The following is a 19,523-nucleotide window of genomic DNA, read 5'->3' as shown; positions in this document are numbered from 1 at the left end:
AGTGCCTTTTTTCCAACCGTTGCTCTTGAAGGGGGTATCTGCTTATCAGCAAGTGTAGAAAATCCAACTCTTACAGGGGATGGCCGAATTCTCTCTCCCCGTTATAGAATCCGCCGCGCGGTAACAAACCGCTGCTTCCACTTACTGCTGAAATCTTCCATATGTACACCCTGCTCTTTGGAGTAGGTATGCAGGATCCGGTTATTTCCGGCATAGATGGCTACATGTCCGATGTCGAGACCCCTGGCGGTGAAGAACAGCAGATCTCCGGTGCGCAGCTCGCCCACGCCAACCTTCCGGCCTTCCTGTGCCTGATCATAAGAGACGCGGGGAAGCTCAATCCCAAGCGTATCCCCGAATACACGCTTCACAAAAGAAGAACAGTCGAACGTATCTGTCTGGTCAGGAGAAGCGCCGAATTCATAAGGGGTATTCAGGTATTTTTTACCTGAGGCAATCAGGGCTTCCCCTTGCTTCTGCAGCAGGGAGGGGCTTCTGTAATCGGTGAATTTCGGCTTGGAAGATACATATCCTCTCACATGATCTGCGGTCCGCACCTCCAGCCAGAGGGCATCAACCTCACGGATGACATGAACCTTGCTGCCGGCGGGCAGCAGGCCCAGGCTAGTGGTGCTGCTCCCGGCATCCGGGGTGCTGCGCAGGTTGACTCCCCAGGTGACCGAGGTCTCATAGGCGGATGCCGAGGAGATAAGGACGGAGCCCGAAGCCGGCTCCCAGGTTACTTGGCTGCCCAGTGCTTCACTAACGAAGCGCAGAGGAATCATACTGTAGCCTTGCGACAGTTGTCCCGGTACTGCCAGCTGAGCGGTCTTCCCGTTCAGCAGAGCTGTGGACGAGCCTAAGGTATAGGTGAGTGCAGTGCCGCCTTTGACGGCAGTTACCGTCTTGCTTGCATTGTCCCAGGAGAGCTCGGCCCCTTGGGCTTCGAACAGCCCACGCATAGGAACCAGTACAGTCCCGCTGATGTTCAGCGGCTGGGTCTCCGGCTGGAGCTGCTGCCCGTCCAGGTAGATGGAGATGGGCTGGGGTGAGGGGGCTGCATCTGCATGGACGCGGTCTGGTAATAACAGGGCCAGTCCAAGCAGAGACAGCAGCATAGTCGTTCTTGTTGTCATGGATTCATCACCTTATGGATAGATTTAACTCTCTCCAGTTAGACGCGATTGGTGTGAATTGGTTTTGTGCCAATTGTTGGTAACGAGTATCAGACAAGGCTGCAGGAGTTGCGCTTGACGTCCGCCAGAATACAGATTATAATCCAACCAGTTAGTTAGAAATAAGGAGGCGGAAACCATAACCACAACAGGGGGCAAACGCAGCACCAAAATATACGACGCCGCCCGCACCCGGGCGATTATTCTGGATGCAGCGGAGGAGATTTTTGCCGAATCCGGTTACTCCGCAGCACGGATCGATGCCATTGCGAAAGCATCCGGGTATAACAAAAGCCTGATCTATCAGTATTATGGCGATAAGCTAGGGCTATATACGGAAGTGGTTAAGCGGGCGGATCAGATTGGCGAACAGATCACAGGCTCGTTCATCAGCGAATTGCTGAAGGATGAGCAGGTACTACAGGACGCGTCAGCATTCAAGACTTTCTTGGAGTACTGGACCCGTCAGACCGTCTCCTTCCTGCTGGAGCACCGGAGTTACCTGAGAATCCTCTTCTGGGAAGCTGCGGAGGGCTGGAAGACCTGGAATCAGATTACCTATCGTCCGGAAGATGATCCTCAGATGCATGAAATTGCCCTGGCCGCCCAGAGGAACGGTATCCTTCGTCAGGATCTGGACCCCGCGCTCTTTCCGCTGCTGATCATGAACGTGATTGCTATGACACTGCAGTCGTCTTCAAGGTATGAGCACTTGTTCGGCAGCCCGGACTCTCCGCAGATTAGAGAACAGACCACACAGCAGATTGTGCAATTTATTATCCATGGCGTCATGGAGCCGTCTTTATTGTAAGGGCGGCTGTTTTTTGGACTAAATATAAACAACTAGTTAGTTTTAAAAGTATAGGAGTGAGGTTGATGGCCGCAATTATTCAGACAGAAGGATTAACCAAGCATTTCGGCAGTCATCATGCTGTGGATCGGCTGTCGATCGAGGTGAACCCGGGCGAAATCTACGGATTCCTTGGGCTGAACGGAGCAGGCAAGACTACAACCATCCGTATGCTCCTGGGCATGATCCGCCCCAATTCCGGGTCGGCCTACCTGTTCGGACGGCGGGTCGATGCGGGCAGCCATAAGCTGTGGGCGGAGGTAGGGTACATGGTCGAAACTCCCTACTCCTATCCTGAGCTTACGGTCCGTGAGAACCTGGAGATTATCCGCAGGCTGCGGGGTATCCCGGACCGCTCTGCCATTGACAGTATTATCGACAGGCTCCAGCTTACCGCTTACCGGGACCGCAAAGCCGGGACGCTCTCCCTCGGTAACGGGCAGCGGCTGGGCCTCGCCAAGGCCATGCTGCATCATCCGCAGGTGCTGATTCTGGATGAGCCGACGAACGGGCTGGACCCGGCGGGGATTGTGGAGGTGCGGGAACTGCTCCGGGAGCTTGCGGCAGATCAGGGAGTGACGATTTTTATCTCCAGCCATATTCTTGGCGAAGTCTCCAGGCTGACGAGCAGAATTGGCATCGTGCATCAAGGGAAGCTGCTGCAAGAGACGGATGTGAAGGATCTTCATCCCTTGCTCCGCAGGAGTCTGCGGGTGGAGACCCGCGATCCGGCAAGTGCCCGCAGCAGACTTACTCAGGCAGGCTATGTGGTGCAGCAGAATGCAGAGGGCACACTGCGGCTTCAGGAGGAACGTGCCGTAACGAACCCGGATTACATCTCCAAGCTGCTGGTGTATGCGGATATGCCGCCTACGCTGATTCAGGTGGAGGAAGAGGATTTGGAGCATTATTTTCTAAGAGTCATTGGATCTGAAGGAGGAGTAAGACCATGAATCAATGGCTATCGGCCCTGTGGGTGGAGGTCTTGAAGCTTCGCCGTTCCAGGCTGTTCGTGATCTCGCTTGTGGTCAGCCTCCTGGTGCCGGTAATGATCGGGCTGGTGTTCTCCGGGACCATTGGCTCCCAGAGCGCCTTTGAGGGTGAGATCAATGTGGCAGGGTTTCTGAAGGAGCTGGGCATTGTCGTCTCCATGGGAGGCCTGATCGGCTTCGGGTTCGTGTACAGCTGGAGCTTCGGCCGGGAATACTCCGACCGCACGGTGAAGGATCTGCTGGCCCTGCCGCTATCCCGGTATGGGGTGGCCGCTGCGAAGATTGTTGTTTCTACGTTATTATGTGAAGTTCTATCCTTGTTCATGTTCATAGCTGGGTGCATCACGGCATGGCTTACCGGCTTGGACGGATGGAGTCTGGAGGTCATTGTTCAGGGCTTCAGCGGGTACGCACAGATCTGTCTCATGGTGGTTGTTCTGAGCATCCCTGTAGCGTGGATGGCTTGTATCGGGCGCGGTTTCCTGTATCCCCTGGGCATCGTCCTGCTTACCATTGTGATCGCTCAGTTCGGCGGGGCGCTGGGCATTGTAGAGTATATTCCGTGGGCCATTCCCGGATTGCTCAGCGGTGCCTCAGGAGAGGAGAGCGCACATTTGGAGCTGGTTAGCCGTTTGCTTCCGTTTCTCACCGGCACTGTTGGCCTCATAGGCACGCTTGTCTGGTGGAGGTATGCCGACCAGACCTAAGTCGGGTGGAATTGCAGAGTTTTATTATTGCAGATTTTAATTAGTGGAGGGAACAGAAATGGAGAAGGCACCAAAAGGCACTATTCTTATCATGGCTATTCTAATTATCGGGACAATGGCAGGGCTATTGAATCAATCCTCGCTGAATACGGCGCTGCCGAACATTATGGGTGAGTTCCGGTTGTCTGCGAGCACTGTGCAGTGGTTAACGACCGCTTTTGCACTGGTTACGGGAATTGTAGTTCCGATTACAGCTTATCTTATTCAGCGCTTCACCACCAAGCAGGTATTCGTCTTTGCGATGGGGATGCTGACTGCGGGGACGCTTCTGTGTGCGGTCTCCCCCGGCTTCGGTCTGTTGCTTACGGGACGGATCATCCAGGCGGTCGGAGTGGGCATTATGCTTCCCCTGGTGCAGACCCTGACGTTCATTCTGATCCCGGTTGCCCGGCGCGGGTTCACGATGGGGCTGATCGGGCTGGCAATTAACTTCGCTCCGGCGATCGGACCTGTACTGAACGGCTGGCTCGTGGAGAGTCATTCCTGGCGCTTGCTGTTCTATATTCTGGCCCCTTGCTCGCTGCTGCTCACGATGCTTGGACTGTTTCTGGTGAAGAACGTCACCCCGCAGGTGAAAAGCAAGGTGGATGCACTCTCCATGACATTATCCTCGCTCGGCTTCGGCGGTGTGCTGTACGGATTCAGTGTCTCCGGCAGCAAAGGTTGGGGGAGTACGGAGGTGCTGATCTCCCTCGCGGTCGGGTTCATCGCGCTCTGCCTGTTCGTGTGGCGGCAGTTGACGATGGAGAACCCGCTGCTGGAGCTGCGGGTGTTCACCAGTCCCTCTTTTACCCTGGCTACTGTAATCAGTATGATCCTGATGATTATCATGCTGAGCGCACAGCTCCTGCTGCCGCTCTATATGCAGACCATGCTTGGCTATTCCGCGCTGAAGTCAGGTCTGATGCTGCTTCCCGGTGCGATTCTGATCTGTATTATGTCCCCTATCGCGGGGAAGATTTTTGACAAAATAGGTGCCAGAACGATGGTAATCACCGGAATCAGCCTGACGGTCATCTCTGCACTGTTGTTCTCCAATCTGACGGAGCATACGTCCTATACGTTCCTGATGGTGGGCTACTCCCTGCGGATGGTCGGTGTCAGCCTGACCCTGCTGCCCGTCGTCACCAGTGGAATGAATTCCCTGCCGCCGGCTCTGATCCGCCACGGCATTCCCGTGAACACTACGCTGCGGACGGTCGCCGGTTCCATCGGGACAGCGCTGCTTGTGACGATCATGACCTACAGCGGCGGCGGCCTGAAACAGACGGGCGATGTCCATAGCTTAATTCATGGAATGAATGTCGCTTCTATGGTCACCACAGGAGCCGCAGTGGTTGCACTGATTCTGTCCTTCTTCATCCCGCGAAAGGAAGAGATCCCTGCGGAGATTCCCGCGAAGGGCGTTGCTGTGAAATAACCGTTCGTATATGGAGATAGGATGTATCCTCAGCTCAAATAAAATACCTTCTGCTGCAAGAGATCGAGGGCCCGCTCGGTCTCTTTGCGTTCTTCAGCGCTCAGGGCCGCAATACGCTGCTCGAACCGGACAGCGATCTGTCCAAAGGCCTCACTCATCAACGCCTCGCCTGCGGCGGAGAGCGTAATTCCCTGCTTGCGGCGGTCAGCGGGGTCGGTGATGCGGGTACATAGCCCTTTTGCGCTGAGCTTCTTCAGCTCCCGGCTCGTATTGGGCATCGACATGTTCATGCAGTCGCTGATCTCGCTGAGCGTAACGGGCTGGCTGACGGCGATGTATTCAACAATCTTATATTGCAGCGGCGTTAAGCCGTCCGAATTGACATCTTTGGAAATATCGTTCGTTATTTGATGGACGGCGGCAGTGAAGGCTATGAATTTCTGGAATAGATGGTTGTTGTCCATAAGATCACCTCAGAGGTCACGATACCAGAATGATTATCAAAAAACAATTATCATTTGACAAGTAATTTGCGGCTGTGCTATGTTTTTGTTATCAAATGACAACTAAAGGGGAATACCACTGATGAATACACTTGTGATCTACACCCATCCGAACCATAAGAGCCTGAGCTACGCCTTCCTGGAGGAAGTGCTGCGCGGCAGCAAGGAGAATGCGAAGATTACGGAAGTCAAGGTGCTTGATCTGTATGAGGCCGGATTCGATCCGGTCCTGGTGTTCAATGAGAATCGGCGCAGACGGGATATGTACCGGGAACCGGAGCTGGCAGAGTACAGGGAGCAGCTGCTGTGGGCCGATCAGATCGTCCTGGTCTATCCGATCTGGTGGGGACGCCCGCCAGCGATGCTGATGGGCTACATCGACCGGATGTTTGCATCGGGCTTCGCCTACCGGGATAAGGGCGGACTTTTGCCGGAGGGGCTGCTCAAGGGGAAGAGCGTGATCTGCATCTCCAGCATGAAGGGGCCGACCCACTACCCGCTGCTGTGGCTGGGGAACTCGCATAAGATACTGATGCGCAAAGCCCTGTTCAACTACGTGGGCATCCGTAAGGTGAAGTTCTTCGAATTCGGTAACATGGAGAGCAAGAAGGGGAAGCATAGCAAGAAGCTGGAGCAGATCTACCGCTATTTCAAGACGGTGGGGTGAATCTTGAACAATCTATTTGACATCCGGCCAACTTGTAACTACAATGGTTACATGAGTGATGATTACCGATGTCAACGAGAGCTTATAGCTGAGATTGAAATACAAGAACCCAAATGGAGGAATATGAGATGACAATCGCATTAACAGGAGCAACAGGCAAATTTGGTTCCATCGTAGCAGAGACTCTGCTGAAGACCGTACCCGCTGGGAATATTGTAGCCAGTGTCAGAAACCCGGAGAAGGCAGAAGCCCTGAAGGCGCGCGGGGTCGATGTCCGTCATGGTGATTTCGATCAGCCGGAGACGCTGGACACCGCCTTTGCCGGAGTGGAGCGCCTGCTGATCGTCTCGGCTGACGGCGACAATGACACCCGTATCCGCCAGCATAAGGCAGCTGTAGACGCAGCTGTCCGTGCAGGTGTAGGCTTCATCGTCTACACCAGTGTAGGCGATGCCGATAACAGCTCCCTGTTCCTGGCACCGGTACACCGTGCCACAGAAGAGTTCATCCGTGAATCCGGCATTCCGTATGCTTTCCTGCGCAACAACTGGTACCTGGAGAACGAAGTCGGCTCCATTCAGGCCGTGAAGGCCGGCGCTCCATGGCTGACCTCTGCCGAAGATGGCAAGGTAGGCTGGGCTACGCGCAGTGATTATGCTGAAGCGGCGGCTGCTGTTCTGGCTGGAGAGAGCCGTGAGAGTGTCATCTACGAATTGTCCGGTACTCCGCTTACCCAGGCAGAGCTGGCAGCAGTGGTCGGCGAGGTTCTAGGCCAGGAGGTTGCTGTGCAGCAGGTGGATGACACCGCCTATGCGAAGATTATGGCAGGTGCAGGCGTGCCGGAAGCGGCACTGCCGATCGTGGTTGCCATTCAGGCAGCCATCCGTGATGGCGCGCTGAATATCGAGAGCGGCGACCTTGCGAAGCTGCTGAACCGTCCGCTTACCCCGCTGAGCGAAGGCGTACGCGCGTTGCTGGGTTAATCACTGTTGGTTGAACAAGCCCGCCAGTTATACTCTGGCAGGGCCTGCTATGAGAAGAGGCTGTCCTATACCGGTTGTTCGGCAACCGGCAGGCAGCCTTTTTTGCGTTTGCATGATCTGAGCGGGAGACGCGCGGGCCGGATGTAGATCAGAGGGAGCAAAATGCGGTGTAAGCCGCGCCGCGGCTAGAGATACAAGCGGGTTGGGGGACGAAGGTTGGGGGTGGTGTTTATTTTTTTGCCGGGATTGTGATCCAAATCTGAATCCCCTGCGTTTCAGTGTATGTACAGACAAACAGGCAGACAGGCAACGTGAACACCACATATTACCCCAACCTAAGGAGTGAATTGAGATGAAGATGAAGAAATTAGTCGTTCCGATGTTAAGCTTGACCCTGATGATACCTGCGCTGGCAGGTGCGGAGGCAGCCCCGGCAGCCACAATGATAAAGGCTTCGGTGAATACACCGGCAGCCGAGCTGAGAGCGGGCCTGGATTATTTGCTCTCCGAGCATTTCACCCTTGCCGTAACCGCAATGACAAAGGCTTATGACGGTACTAAGGATGCGGCAGCGGCCTACCAGGCGCTTGATCAGAACGCGCTCGATATGCAGCCCGCCATTGCTTCACTGTACGGTGATGCAGGTGCAGCTGAATTTGAACGGATTTTCCGCGCTCATAACAAGTACACCGACGATCTGGTGAAGGCGACGAAGAACAAGGACACCGCAGCCGTCCAATCTGCAGAAGATAAAGTAAGCGGCTTTGTAGACGAGTTCGGGAACTTCCTCGGTACGGCAACAGAGGGCAAGCTTCCGGCAGCGGCAGCTAAGCAGGTTATTCGTAGTCATGAGAACCATGTCCAGGAAGTGTTCGAGGATTATGCAGCCGGTGATTACAAAGGCGCGTATGAAGCTTACCGTAAGGGTTATGCAGAAATGTTCAGTATCAGCAAGGCCTTGTCCAGTGCGATTACTACGCAAATGCCTGCTAAATTCGAGAATACCAAGGCAGATACCAAAGCTGCTGATCTGAGATCCGCACTCAACCAGTTAGCGGGTGAACACTTTGCTCTGTCCGTCCTGCAAATGCAGGAGCAATATGACGGAAGAGCGGCTTCCAGTGCGCTGCTTGCAGCTGAAGCCATGAATACAGCAGACTTCAAGGCAGCAATTGCTTCTATCTATGGTGCAGACGGGGCAGCGGCCTTCGAGAAGATCTGGGTCACGAATCATGTGAATGCCCAGGCTGATTTCACAGCGGCAGTGAAGAACAATGATGCAGCGGCAAAAGCGGCAGTCGAAGCGCGTATCGCAGGCTTCACCACTGAATTCGCAGCCTTCCTTGATTCGGCTACAGCAGGCAACCTGCCGAAGTCAGCGGGACAATCCGCATTGACCACCCACGAGAATCAAGTGCAGCAGGTGCTTACGCAATATGCAGCGGGCAACTATGACGCATCGTACAAGACGAACCGCGAGGGCTACAAGACGATGTTCGGGGTAGGCCAAGCGCTGGGCAATGCAATTGTTACTCAGTTCAACGACAAGTTCCAGGATGCAGCAGCACCAGTACCTTCAACGCCAGCAGATCCTGCTTCCATGGTGAAGGTCTGGATGAAGGTGGGCAGCGGTGTCCTGAACATTAACGGACAAGTAACTCAAATGGATACTAAGCCATTCATCTGGAGCGGAATGACCTATATCCCGCTTCGTTATCTGAGTGAAGGCATCGGGGCAGAGGTGAAATGGGACAAGCAGGCGCAGCAGGTTACCATTACAGCAGGCAGCGACACCCTGGTATTCTGGATGAACAAAGACTTCATGGAAGTCAACGGCATGAGAAAATCCGTCGGCGCCAAGGTCTTTGTGAACGACGACAACAGAACCGTAGTTCCCCTTCGTTTCATCACCGAATTACTGGGCTGGAACGTACAATGGGGCAACGCCGATCAGTCTATTACGTTGACTAAGAGCATGTGATTTTGTGAACGGAAGTTAACCTTCTATATGAGGCCAGGATTAGACCAAGCCCGCAAGCGGCTCACTGTAACTAGTGCCGCTTGCGGGCTTTTGTTGAGCGCGGAATCCAGATTTTACATTGACAACCTGTCCAAACACCTATATATTTATCGATAATGATTCTCATTATCGTAAAAAAACCTATTCAGATAAGGAAGGGTCCACACATGAACCGTACCAAAAAGTTCTCTTTCAAGACATTATTTATTCCATTAGCGCTAACTATAGTGCTGGCAGGCTGTTCCTCCAACCAGTCGAATTCAGCTGCTTCACCTTCCCCGGCACCGACAGCAGCTGCAACTAGCGAAGCGGCAAGCACAGAAGCACCAGCGGCGCAGGATGCTGTGACCTATCCGATTACCATCAAGCATGCGCTTGGTGAAGCTGTAATTAAAAGCAAGCCGGAACGCGTAGTTACTGTGCAGTGGGCTAACCATGATGTGGCTCTGGCTCTGGGCGTTGTCCCTGTAGGCTTCTCGGCTGCGAACTTCGGTGTGCAGGATGGCAGCGGGCTGCTGCCTTGGACCGCTGATAAGCTCAAGGAGCTGAATGTAACCGATCCGAATGTGTTCCAGGATACCGATGGTCTTGATTTCGAGGCAATCTCTGACGCCAACCCGGATGTTATTCTGGCCGCGTACTCGGGCCTAACGAAGGAAGATTATGAGACCCTGAGCCAGATCGCTCCAGTGGTAGCTTACCCGACGGCTGCTTGGGCTACGACATGGCGTGAGCAGGTGCTCCTGAACGCAGAAGGCATGGGTATGAAGCCTGAAGGCGAGCAGCTCATCAAGGACACCGAAGCCCTGGTTAAGGACAAGCTGAGCAAATATCCGCAGATTGCCGGCAAAAAAGTAGTCTGGGTCAATTTCTCCGCTGAGGATTTGTCGAAACTGCATATTTATACACCTGTGGATTCCCGGGTCGCATTTCTGTATGAGCTGGGGATGATATATCCCGAGAGCATTACCAAACAGATTACAGACCCTACCAGCTACTCGCTCAGCTTAAGCTCCGAGAATGTGGAAGCCCTGTATGATGCAGATCTGATCGTAGGTTATGGCAATGACGAATTGCTTAAGACGCTTCAGGCAGATTCACTGATCGGCAAAATCCCGGCCATTGAACGGGGATCGGTAGCTTTTATCGACAGTGATACTCCGCTGGTTGCTGCCGGAACACCGAACCCACTGTCCATTGCGTATACGATTGATGAATACCTTGCCTTAATTGGGGGAGCTATTGATAAAATAAAATGATGAGTTCACCGGTCTCGGACGATAACAAGCTAAAATTGCATATGCCGAAGAATTTCATCCTGGTGCTGGTGAGCTGCATGGTCCTGCTGGTCCTGTGCATCATTGCCTCACTGGTACTGGGAGCCCGTCATGTAGGCTGGAATGAGCTGATGGACGGGCTTTTCCGTCCAGAAGTGGACAGCTATGGGGCAAACGTGGTGCGCAAGCGGATCTCCCGGACGGTGTTCAGCCTGATGTGCGGCGGGGCGCTGGGTGTATCGGGAGCATTGATGCAGGAGGTGACCCGCAACCCGATTGCCGACCCCAGCATCCTCGGGGTGAATACGGGGGCCTCTTTGTTCGTGGTCTGCGGAATTGCCTTCCTGAACATAAGCACTGCGGGCCAATATATATGGTTAGCCTTAGCCGGAGCTGCAATTACAGCGGTGTTCGTATTCGGAATCGGCTCAATGGGGCGTGGCGGAGCCACGCCCATTAAGCTCGTTCTGGCGGGTGCTGCCATCAGCGCGGCTCTGTCCTCTCTGGTCACCGCTATCATGATCCCACGCGCTTACGTCATGGACCAGTTCCGGTTCTGGCAGGTGGGCAGCGTGGGTGCGGGGACCTGGAGCGGCATTACAACCTTCCTTCCGTTCCTGCTGATCGGCATGCTGATTGCCTTCATTACAGCTCCGGCCCTGAATGCGCTGGCCCTGGGCGATGATGTGGCGACCGGACTCGGGGTCCGCACAGGGACACTGCGGCTTATAGCAGCGCTGGCCGGGGTATTATTATGCGGAGCAGTGACGGCACTGGCCGGGCCTATCGGGTTCATTGGCCTCTTGTCCACTCACGTAATCCGGCTGATCCTCGGCTCGGACCTGCGGTTCGTGATCCCGATGTCAGCGGTCACCGGGGCTATTATTCTCACGGTCTCCGATGTAGGCGGCCGGCTGATTGGAAGCCCCGGAGAGCTTGAAGTCGGTGTAGTCACAGCCTTTGTAGGGGCACCGATCCTGATTCTATTAGCGATGAAGTCGAAAGTGCGGTCCTTATGAGAAATGAAACGATTGAATTCATTATGGCGGGCAGACGTCAGAGACAGCGCCGGGGCTTGATTGTTACCAGCCTGCTTGCCGTACTTGCCTGTGTACTGTGCTGCGCGATGCTGCTGCTCGGGAATACCATCTATCCTGCTTCGGAGGTCATCCGCGCACTTTCCGGCGAAGAGCTGAAGGGTGTCTCCTTCGCCGTAAATATTATCCGGCTGCCGCGGATGCTGGCGGGTCTTTTTGCCGGATTCGCCTTCGGGATTGCCGGGTACACCTTCCAGACGATGCTGCGCAATCCGCTGGCGAATCCGAATGTCATTGGCATTACCTCAGGATCGAGTGCGGCTGCGGTATACTGTATCGTTATCCTTCAAGCCAGCGGAGCTGTAGTCTCTGTTGCTTCGGTAATCGCTGGCCTTGCCACAGTGCTGCTGATCTACGTGCTCTCCAGGGGAAGAACCTTCTCCATCGGGCGGTTAATTCTGATCGGTATCGGCCTTCAGGCGATGCTGGATGCCGTGATCTCCTACCTGCTGCTGATCGGCTCCGAGAAGGACATCCCTTCAGCGGTCCGCTGGCTGACCGGCAGTCTCAACGGCTCACAGATGCGCGAGCTTCCGCCGCTGGTGATCATCGTGCTGATCTGTTCGCCAATCATCATCCTGCTGGGTAAGCATCTGAGTATTCTGGAGCTGGGGGAGCAGTCGGCTACCTCGCTTGGAGTCCGCACCGACCGGACCCGAATTGCACTGATTGTCAGCTCTGTCTGCATGGTGGCGATGGCTACGGCTACTACCGGACCTATTGCGTTTGTCTCCTTCCTGTCAGGGCCGATTGCCAAAAGACTAGTGGGTACCGGCGCTTCCAGCATCATCCCCGCAGGTCTGGTCGGCGTGAATCTGGTCCTGGCGTCCGATCTGATTGGACAATTTGCTTTTGAGTACAGATTCCCTGTAGGCATCATTACCGGATTACTCGGAGCGCCTTATCTGATCTTCCTGTTAATCCGCATGAATCGAAAGGGAGAGTTATAATGAACAAGGCACATGTATTTGGAGCTGAACAGGTTGTAGCAGGCTATGAGAATAAGACGATTATTCATGGGGTAGACCTGGTGATCCCCGATCGGCAGATCAGCGTGATTATCGGAGCGAACGGCTGCGGGAAATCCACCCTGCTCAAAACCATGGCCCGGCTGATCAAGCACACCGCAGGCCAGGTGACGCTGGACGGCAAGCCGATCTCGCAGATTCCGGCCAAAGCGCTGGCGCGGGTCATTGGTCTGCTGCCGCAATCCCCGATTGTGCCGGAAGGGATATCGGTTGCCGATCTGGTGGGACGCGGCAGATTCCCCCACCAGTCCCTGCTTGGAGGCTGGTCCCGGAAGGATTACGAGGCCGTGGCCGAAGCTATGGAGATTATGAATATTACCGAATTCGCTAACCGTAATATCGATGAGCTCTCCGGCGGCCAGCAGCAGCGGGTCTGGATTGCGATGGCCCTGGCTCAGCAGACCGACATCCTGTTCCTGGACGAGCCGACCACCTTCCTGGATATCACCTACCAGGTGGAGATTCTGGACCTGCTGACCGATCTGAACCGCAAGCACGGAACCACCATTGTGATGGTCCTGCATGATATCAACCTGTCCGCCCGGTATGCCGACCATATCTTTGCACTGCATTCCGGCAGGCTGGTGGCGGAGGGTTCACCCGCAGAGGTCATCACCAGCGGGCGGGTCAAAGAGATCTTCGGGCTGGATTGCGCGGTCATTCCTGACCCGGTCTCCGGTTCCCCGCTGGTTGTGCCGCGGGGGCGGTATCATAACAACTAAGCGTACACAAGGCTGCCAGCGAGTAACGTTTTTTGAGAAATCCTGCAAGAAGTGCAACAATGCAGCCCAACAGGAGCGGTATATACCGAAATCCTGCACGAAGTGCAACAAAGTCAGCCACTAACTTGCTTTCTGCACCAGAATTTGTGCAAATAATGCAACATTGTACCCGCATTCTGTAACCTTAATAGAGAAATCCTGCAAAATGTGCAACAATGCTTTATGCAAGCGGTCGGTGAGAGAGAAAAAACATAGGGGCTGGATATTTGCCACCAGAATGCGATGAGGCGCCAGCATCCTTCACCTGTTAGGGTGATTTTGTTCTGATAAATACATGCTCCTGAGCATCATTTAAAATTATTTGGCGTTAATGTAATTTCACTCAATTATTTAGTTGATGGAACGATACTTTTATCACAATAATTTTCGGTTTTTTCAATGTTAAATGGGAATTAAACTAATAAAGCATACAAAAAACCGCTCCTAATGGAACGGTTTTTGTATGCTTTATTTCTTTCTCCGTTTACCGAAGAAGATACTGATATTATGAATAAGAATAGCTATGCTGATTAACACCAGTATATATGAATAATCAGTCTTATCTGCCAACAGAAGCGAAACACCGAACAAGGTAAAAGTAATGACAAAGCTCAAAGATGTGTTTTTAGGACTACGGTCTTTTTTGTAGGCCGAGTATACACTATAAAACATAAGCCAGGCAATACCAATTACTATAAATATCTTTAAAAACATAGGTGATCAAACCTTACTCGTGAATTTTAAATTTGGGTGATATAAGTGTACGCCTTCTGCATATCTTTTTTTGCAGTATTGAAATTATTAATAGTTACACCTGCAAGAACTGCCATTCCTCCTCCCGCAAGAATCCATCCTGCAGGACTCCAAAGAAATATAGCTCCTGCAAAACCTGATGAACCAGCTTCAGCCAACATTAAGTATTGCGCCTGTCTAAAACTCGCGTAAGAATGATCGAACAGATCTACGGCATTTTTTGCCATCACAAACCCAGGCTGGGTCCGTGAGATTCCGCTCTTAAAAACATGAGCTCCTTGCGGTTCGCCGTGTGAGTTATTGTCTCCAATCCAATTATAGTTCATAGACTCATAACTTGCTATTGCATAACTTTGAAGATTATTAGTGCTGTAATAATGACAAAGCCAGGGTAAACCGCCCGTATCATTCATTGGCATAATTACTTGATCTGCGGCAGAATAGTCCGCTTCTGTATTTATTACACTATTCGACTTTATACTACAAATAAAGTCATATAAAGCAGCATGTCTTTTGGGGAGGCTTTATTTTCGTTTGTATATATATTGATAAGGGCCCAAATTTATCAAAGTTAAAGATTGTACTCCATTAATTTATATAATGTGTTACTTTAGTACCATGCAAAAATACCCGAATTTCCAGTCCTTGCTTGGTGGCGGTTCCCGTATCATGTACATTAAAATCTGAATTAACGCAGGTGATCCTATCAAAATTTCCATCGAGCATATCAGCAGGGAGCAGCAAGAGGAAATCATCATCAGATGCTATGAAGCAAACGAAGAGATCAGTGAGATTGTACATAAGCTTAAGGCAGAGACCCTTGTGCTCCTGGGAGTCCAGGAAGAGCGGGTCAGCCGCATCAAGCTCAGTGACGTCTATTATTTCGAAGCCGTGGACGGCAAAGTGTTTGTCTACAGCGAGAATCAGGTGCATGAAGTGAAGCAGAAGCTGTATGAGCTGGAGGAGCTGTGCCGGGACAAGAACTGTTTTCGCGCCTCCAAATCCACGATTCTGAATATCTCCAAGATCGAAAGTGTGCGTCCGTCCCTCAGCGGCAGGTTCACAGCACTGCTTGATAATGGGGAACGTGTAGTCATTTCAAGACAGTATGTGCCCGTACTGAAACAAAGACTTGGATTATAAAGGGGGGGATCACAGCATGAAGCGTTCTGAGGTTGTTAAAGATATCATCCGCGATTTTCTGGTTATCTTCGCATCCATCATCATTATCATTACGGTGCTGCGGCAGATTTTTATGCCGGAACTCGCCTTTGATCTGATATCCATCTATACAATTATGGGATTCTCCCTGCTTGGAGCCTTGACAGGCATGATGTTGTACGCTCCTAACGAGGTAAGCGAGCAGGCGATGCGTGTTAGAATTGTGATTCATTTTCTCCTGCTGGAGATTCTGTTGATTGCCCTTGCCAGCCTGATCGGAGTTATAGCCAGTGTGTCCGCTGCACTTCTGTTTGCCCTGCAAATCGCTGTAGTCTATGCCATTGTCCGTCTGCTGTCCTATGAGAAGGATAAGAAGGAAGCGGAGCAGATTAATGAGAGACTGAAGGCTGTGAAGCAGGACATTCGCGGGTGATTCCGTAGGTAATGCCGCGCTTTTATGCATCTTATTGCCCTGTAGCTACAGCTTACCGTAAATGGGTATACACCCTTTTCGCAGTTTTTTATGATGAATTCATCACCTCACGCGAAAAGGAGAATTATCCCTATGTACAGCCGCATCAAGCTCTTAAGCTGGATTAGAATTACCCTGTTTATCGTATTCGTTATTCTGACATTGTCCCCTGTGATCGAGTGGGGTTTTAGTTGGGGATTGCTGGCGGCATTGCTGTTTATTTTTGCGCTGAAAGGCTCGGTTGATCTGCTCCGCAAGAAGACAGGCGTGAGACCGTCCAGACGTTCAACCCGGGTGTGGAAAAGGCTGCTAACCGCTGTGGCGCTGCTAATCTCACTTATCCCGCCTATTCTATTCCCGCAGTACCGTGCACCTGAAGTGACCGGGGAATATGAGGTCAGAACGGCTGTGTACACCTATACGGACCCTAACCGAGTGGAGGAGTTCACAGATACGGGGGAGCGCCGGAGAGTGAATGTGAAATTCTGGTATCCGGTCCATGCTGAGGGGAAGTATCCGCTGATAGTCTTTTCTCATGGTGCTTATGGGGTTAGAGAGAGCAACGCTTCAACCTTCACGGAGCTGGCCAGTCACGGCTATGTTGTGGCATCCGTCGATCATCCTTACCATTCCTTTTATACACAGAGCGTGGACGGGAAGGTCACTATGATTAATGCTGATTATATGCGGGAAGTTAACGATTCCAACAAAGACGGGATTTACACCATGGAGGAGCTGTACGGCCTTACGCAAAAATGGATGAAGCTGCGGACCGGAGACATGAATCTGGTAATCGATCATATCCTGGAGAAAGCCGCCAGTAGCGAGGACCCCGTGTACCAACTGATTGATACGGAGCATATTGGCGTAATCGGCCACTCCATGGGTGGTGCGGCAAGCGTCGCGCTTGGCCGGGAGCGCAGCGATGTGGATGCTGTTGTGAATCTGGATGCCCCGTTCTTCACAGAACTGGTATATGACAGGAAGATCAATGATCTGGCAGCCAAAGATGAGCCTTACCGTGTACCGCTGCTGAACATATACACGGACGATGTGTGGAGACAGCTCGGGAAGAACTCGGCTTACGCAGCGAATAACACTGGCAATCCGAACTTCAAGGATGCGTATACCGTTCATTTTGTGGGAGCCAAGCACTTAAGCCTGACCGATCTGCCGCTGTTCTCCCCGATCCTTGCGAATATGCTGCAGCGCGGGCAGGCGGATATCGATAAGTATTACTGTATTGAGACGATGAATAAGCTGATTCTTGAGTTCTATGACTATACGTTAAAAGGCATCGGCCAGTTTGCACCGCAGGCGGTGTATTAAAGGGGATGCAGAATCAATTGCTACATATCCAAGACAGAAGACTGAACGAGTTCCGCTATCCCTTCCTCTAACCCCGTCACACCCTCATCCTCCAGCCACTCTGGCGGGACGAGCAGATAATGGCTGGAGCTGCTCTTCAGGTAGCTGTAGATGATCTGTGCCTCGTCGATCTTGTGGCGGCTCATCTCTTCCGTAGCGGCGGTCTGGCTGCTGCTGTGGAAGACCTCCCGGGCGGATGCAGCGATCATCCCGGTGAGCTGCCCTTCATTCAGGGCTTTCGTTGCCAGCAGGGTGCGGAAGAGGATGACGCTGCCCTTGATTAGGATCAGCTTATGGGAGTGCTCGTCTACTGGCTCCAGCACGATAATATTCTTGTTGGCTCCGGTGAATTCGATCACTTGCTCCTTCTGCAGCAGCGAGTGAACCGCCCCCAGATAATCGCGGAATTTGGCGGCGGTCTCGAAGTCGAACCGCAGCGCAGCTTCCTCCATGCGGGCTTCCAGTCCGGCTACAATCCGGCTGTCCCTGCCTTCCAGCAGGCAGATGATCTCGTCTATGACTGCTTCATACTGTGCTACAGCTGCCTCCCCGCCTCCGCACATGCCGATGCATAAGCCCAGCGAGTGGTTCAGGCACCGTGAGTTGCGGGAATGGGGGCTGCTGCACAGAATGAGCTGTGATTCTTTGATGCCCAGCACCGCTCTCTCGACCGTACTCCGGCTGGTATAAGGGCCATAGACAAGGCCGCCCGCCTCTGTACTTGGCTCGTAGCCGATCTCAATCTGCCGGTAAGGTGCTTTGTCCACGATGGAAATGTAGCTGTAGGCGAGTGGATTTTTCATTTTGCGGTTATACATCGGCTTGATCTCTTTGATCAGCTGGCATTCCAGCATGAAGGCCTCCAGCTCCGTGTCGGTCAGCCGGTAGTCCAGATCACGGATATGCTTAACCAGCTGCTTCACCTTGGGAGAATGTCCCTTATTATTATAAAAATAAGATTGGACCCGCTTCCTCAGCTGCTTCGCCTTGCCGACATAAATCACATGGCCCAGGCCGTCCTTCATCAGGTATACGCCAGGCGTCAAGGGCAGGCTGGCGACCTTGTCTATTAGCTGTGCGGGCATGGCAGCCGCCTCCGTTCGTCAAATTTTTCCGTATCCTTCAAGTATAGACCATGCCACCGCCACCTGCGACAGGAAAAGCTCCGCTCAGTGCTCAGACAGAATCGGTGTGACATAACCCACAATGTCTCCTGGTCAAACCCTCTATCATTAATGACATGAACGACAGGCATGAGCGTATGCGATCAAGTAAGCTGGGGGGCTGCTGATGAAGTATTCGATCGGTGAATTTGCATCCATTCTTGGAGTGACGGCAGATACACTGCGCTTATATGAGAAACATGATATTGTCCGGCCGATGAAGGATCATCATAATAACTACAGGTATTTCAATGATTTGGATGCGCGGAATCTATTGACGAGCAGATGGTACCGGAGCATGCAGATTCCGCTTCAAGATGTAGCCGGATTGATTAAGGACGCGCCGTGTGAGCAAGTGATGGAGTCGATTGCTGCCGCGGGTATGCAGCTGGAGGAGGAGATCCGGCGCAGCAGGCTGCTGCTCGGCAAGATTCAGGAGATTCAGGCGGAGCTGGCGCAGGTCAGCGCATCTCTATATACGTGCAAGATGAAGCAGGTGCCGGGCATGTACCGGATTCAGCAGACGAACAAGAATCATTTGCTGCAAAAGGAGGATCTCAAAGACACGGTCCAGGCATGGATGGAGCTGCTGCCGTTCACCTTTTATTCCTTCCGGGTGGAGAATAAGGCAGGCGAATGCGTCTGTGGACTAGGGGAGCTGGAGTATAGCTGGGGACTTGGCCTGCTTGCGGAGGATCAGATGAAGCTCGGGGTCTGCCTGAATGACAGTGTGGAGGTTCTGGAGCCGGCTACCTGCATCTCTGCCGTCATTGTCAGCGGCCATGAGGATTACCTGGAGCGGGGGGCCTTCGGGTTCATGCTAGAGTATGTGCAGGCAAGGAATTATAAGATTAGCGGAGATATCAGCGGTAAAATCCTGTTCACCGAGCGCACGGGTAACGGTAGCAAAACGTATCTGGAGATTAATATTCCGGTTGAAGCGGAGTAAGCGTTCATCTTACTTTGAGAAAAGTTTCACATATTGTTCATTGACCTTGGTACAGTACCAAGGTTTACACTTTGTGCGGTAGTCAACAGTCCCATTAGAGAGAAACGGGGCTGCATT

At 52.7% G+C, this 19,523-nt stretch carries 19 protein-coding genes and 1 pseudogene; 16 read left to right on the top strand and 4 right to left on the bottom strand.

Features of this window, described 5'->3' with window-relative positions; all coding sequences use genetic code 11:
• Window positions 1–101: 101 nt before the first annotated feature.
• The gene (locus J2Z70_RS01955; protein ID WP_209868768.1) at window positions 102–1,136 is read right to left on the bottom strand and encodes a C40 family peptidase; all 1,035 of its coding nucleotides are present in this window, start codon (window positions 1,134–1,136) and stop codon (window positions 102–104) included.
• A 178-nt stretch (window positions 1,137–1,314) separates the two neighbouring features.
• Between J2Z70_RS01955 and J2Z70_RS33960 the strand changes: the two are divergent.
• From J2Z70_RS33960 to J2Z70_RS01930, 5 genes and pseudogenes are all read left to right on the top strand, one after another.
• A pseudogene (locus J2Z70_RS33960) lies at window positions 1,315–1,506 on the top strand (TetR/AcrR family transcriptional regulator); the annotation flags it as partial.
• Between the two features lie 9 nt (window positions 1,507–1,515).
• A complete protein-coding gene (locus J2Z70_RS01945; RefSeq protein ID WP_209868766.1) occupies window positions 1,516–1,986 on the top strand; it encodes a hypothetical protein in 471 nt (156 codons plus the stop codon).
• Window positions 1,987–2,051: 65 nt separating this feature from the next.
• Window positions 2,052–2,978 (top strand): ABC transporter ATP-binding protein, encoded by a 927-nt coding sequence (locus J2Z70_RS01940; RefSeq protein ID WP_209868764.1) that lies wholly within the window; start codon window positions 2,052–2,054, stop codon window positions 2,976–2,978.
• On the top strand, window positions 2,975–3,724 hold the full coding sequence (locus J2Z70_RS01935; RefSeq protein WP_209868762.1) for an ABC transporter permease: 750 nt from the start codon (window positions 2,975–2,977) through the stop codon (window positions 3,722–3,724). The genes J2Z70_RS01940 and J2Z70_RS01935 overlap by 4 nt, the downstream gene beginning before the upstream one ends.
• A 58-nt stretch (window positions 3,725–3,782) precedes the next feature.
• On the top strand, window positions 3,783–5,204 hold the full coding sequence (locus J2Z70_RS01930) for a DHA2 family efflux MFS transporter permease subunit (RefSeq protein WP_209868760.1): 1,422 nt from the start codon (window positions 3,783–3,785) through the stop codon (window positions 5,202–5,204).
• 29 nt (window positions 5,205–5,233) lie between these two features.
• Here J2Z70_RS01930 and J2Z70_RS01925 read toward each other — a convergent pair whose 3' ends face one another.
• Window positions 5,234–5,668: a MarR family winged helix-turn-helix transcriptional regulator gene (locus tag J2Z70_RS01925; protein WP_209868759.1), complete on the bottom strand. Its 435-nt coding sequence runs from the start codon at window positions 5,666–5,668 to the stop codon at window positions 5,234–5,236.
• 121 nt (window positions 5,669–5,789) lie between these two features.
• Between J2Z70_RS01925 and J2Z70_RS01920 the strand changes: the two genes are divergently transcribed.
• From J2Z70_RS01920 to J2Z70_RS01890, 7 genes are all read left to right on the top strand, one after another.
• Window positions 5,790–6,374 carry an NAD(P)H-dependent oxidoreductase gene (locus J2Z70_RS01920; RefSeq protein WP_036722791.1) on the top strand — a complete coding sequence of 195 codons (585 nt, stop codon included), beginning with the start codon at window positions 5,790–5,792 and terminating at the stop codon, window positions 6,372–6,374.
• A 128-nt stretch (window positions 6,375–6,502) separates the two neighbouring features.
• Entirely contained in the window at window positions 6,503–7,357 is an 855-nt protein-coding gene (locus J2Z70_RS01915; protein WP_076081391.1) for an SDR family oxidoreductase, read from the top strand.
• A 352-nt stretch (window positions 7,358–7,709) separates the two neighbouring features.
• A complete protein-coding gene (locus tag J2Z70_RS01910; protein ID WP_209868757.1) occupies window positions 7,710–9,338 on the top strand; it encodes a copper amine oxidase N-terminal domain-containing protein in 1,629 nt (542 codons plus the stop codon).
• A gap of 206 nt (window positions 9,339–9,544) precedes the next feature.
• A complete protein-coding gene (locus J2Z70_RS01905; protein WP_209868755.1) occupies window positions 9,545–10,636 on the top strand; it encodes an iron-siderophore ABC transporter substrate-binding protein in 1,092 nt (363 codons plus the stop codon).
• Window positions 10,633–11,673, top strand: coding sequence for a FecCD family ABC transporter permease (locus J2Z70_RS01900; RefSeq protein ID WP_209868753.1), 1,041 nt, complete (start codon window positions 10,633–10,635; stop codon window positions 11,671–11,673). The genes J2Z70_RS01905 and J2Z70_RS01900 overlap by 4 nt, the downstream gene beginning before the upstream one ends.
• Window positions 11,670–12,701 (top strand): FecCD family ABC transporter permease, encoded by a 1,032-nt coding sequence (locus J2Z70_RS01895; RefSeq protein WP_209868751.1) that lies wholly within the window; start codon window positions 11,670–11,672, stop codon window positions 12,699–12,701. The genes J2Z70_RS01900 and J2Z70_RS01895 overlap by 4 nt, the downstream gene beginning before the upstream one ends.
• Window positions 12,701–13,501 carry an ABC transporter ATP-binding protein gene (locus tag J2Z70_RS01890; protein WP_209868750.1) on the top strand — a complete coding sequence of 267 codons (801 nt, stop codon included), beginning with the start codon at window positions 12,701–12,703 and terminating at the stop codon, window positions 13,499–13,501. The genes J2Z70_RS01895 and J2Z70_RS01890 overlap by 1 nt, the downstream gene beginning before the upstream one ends.
• Before the next feature lie 779 nt (window positions 13,502–14,280).
• Here J2Z70_RS01890 and J2Z70_RS01885 read toward each other — a convergent pair.
• On the bottom strand, window positions 14,281–14,712 hold the full coding sequence (locus J2Z70_RS01885; protein ID WP_209868748.1) for a hypothetical protein: 432 nt from the start codon (window positions 14,710–14,712) through the stop codon (window positions 14,281–14,283).
• Window positions 14,713–15,115: 403 nt separating this feature from the next.
• Between J2Z70_RS01885 and J2Z70_RS01880 the strand changes: the two genes are divergently transcribed.
• From J2Z70_RS01880 to J2Z70_RS01870, 3 genes are all read left to right on the top strand, one after another.
• On the top strand, window positions 15,116–15,436 hold the full coding sequence (locus tag J2Z70_RS01880) for a LytTR family DNA-binding domain-containing protein (protein WP_342592974.1): 321 nt from the start codon (window positions 15,116–15,118) through the stop codon (window positions 15,434–15,436).
• Window positions 15,437–15,452: 16 nt separating this feature from the next.
• Window positions 15,453–15,887, top strand: coding sequence for a DUF3021 family protein (locus J2Z70_RS01875; protein ID WP_209868746.1), 435 nt, complete (start codon window positions 15,453–15,455; stop codon window positions 15,885–15,887).
• A gap of 132 nt (window positions 15,888–16,019) precedes the next feature.
• Window positions 16,020–17,255 carry an alpha/beta hydrolase family protein gene (locus tag J2Z70_RS01870; RefSeq protein ID WP_245367901.1) on the top strand — a complete coding sequence of 412 codons (1,236 nt, stop codon included), beginning with the start codon at window positions 16,020–16,022 and terminating at the stop codon, window positions 17,253–17,255.
• A 20-nt stretch (window positions 17,256–17,275) separates the two neighbouring features.
• Here the strand turns inward: J2Z70_RS01870 and J2Z70_RS01865 are convergent, their stop codons facing one another.
• Window positions 17,276–18,379, bottom strand: coding sequence for a UvrB/UvrC motif-containing protein (locus J2Z70_RS01865; protein ID WP_209868743.1), 1,104 nt, complete (start codon window positions 18,377–18,379; stop codon window positions 17,276–17,278).
• 205 nt (window positions 18,380–18,584) lie between these two features.
• Between J2Z70_RS01865 and J2Z70_RS01860 the strand changes: the two genes are divergently transcribed.
• The gene (locus J2Z70_RS01860; RefSeq protein WP_209868741.1) at window positions 18,585–19,406 is read left to right on the top strand and encodes a MerR family transcriptional regulator; all 822 of its coding nucleotides are present in this window, start codon (window positions 18,585–18,587) and stop codon (window positions 19,404–19,406) included.
• Window positions 19,407–19,523: the final 117 nt, after the last annotated feature.

Origin of the sequence: Paenibacillus silagei (assembly GCF_017874735.1) — a bacterium.
GTDB lineage: Bacteria > Bacillota > Bacilli > Paenibacillales > Paenibacillaceae > Paenibacillus_AQ > Paenibacillus_AQ silagei.
This window is presented reverse-complemented; position numbering and strand designations above follow the sequence as displayed.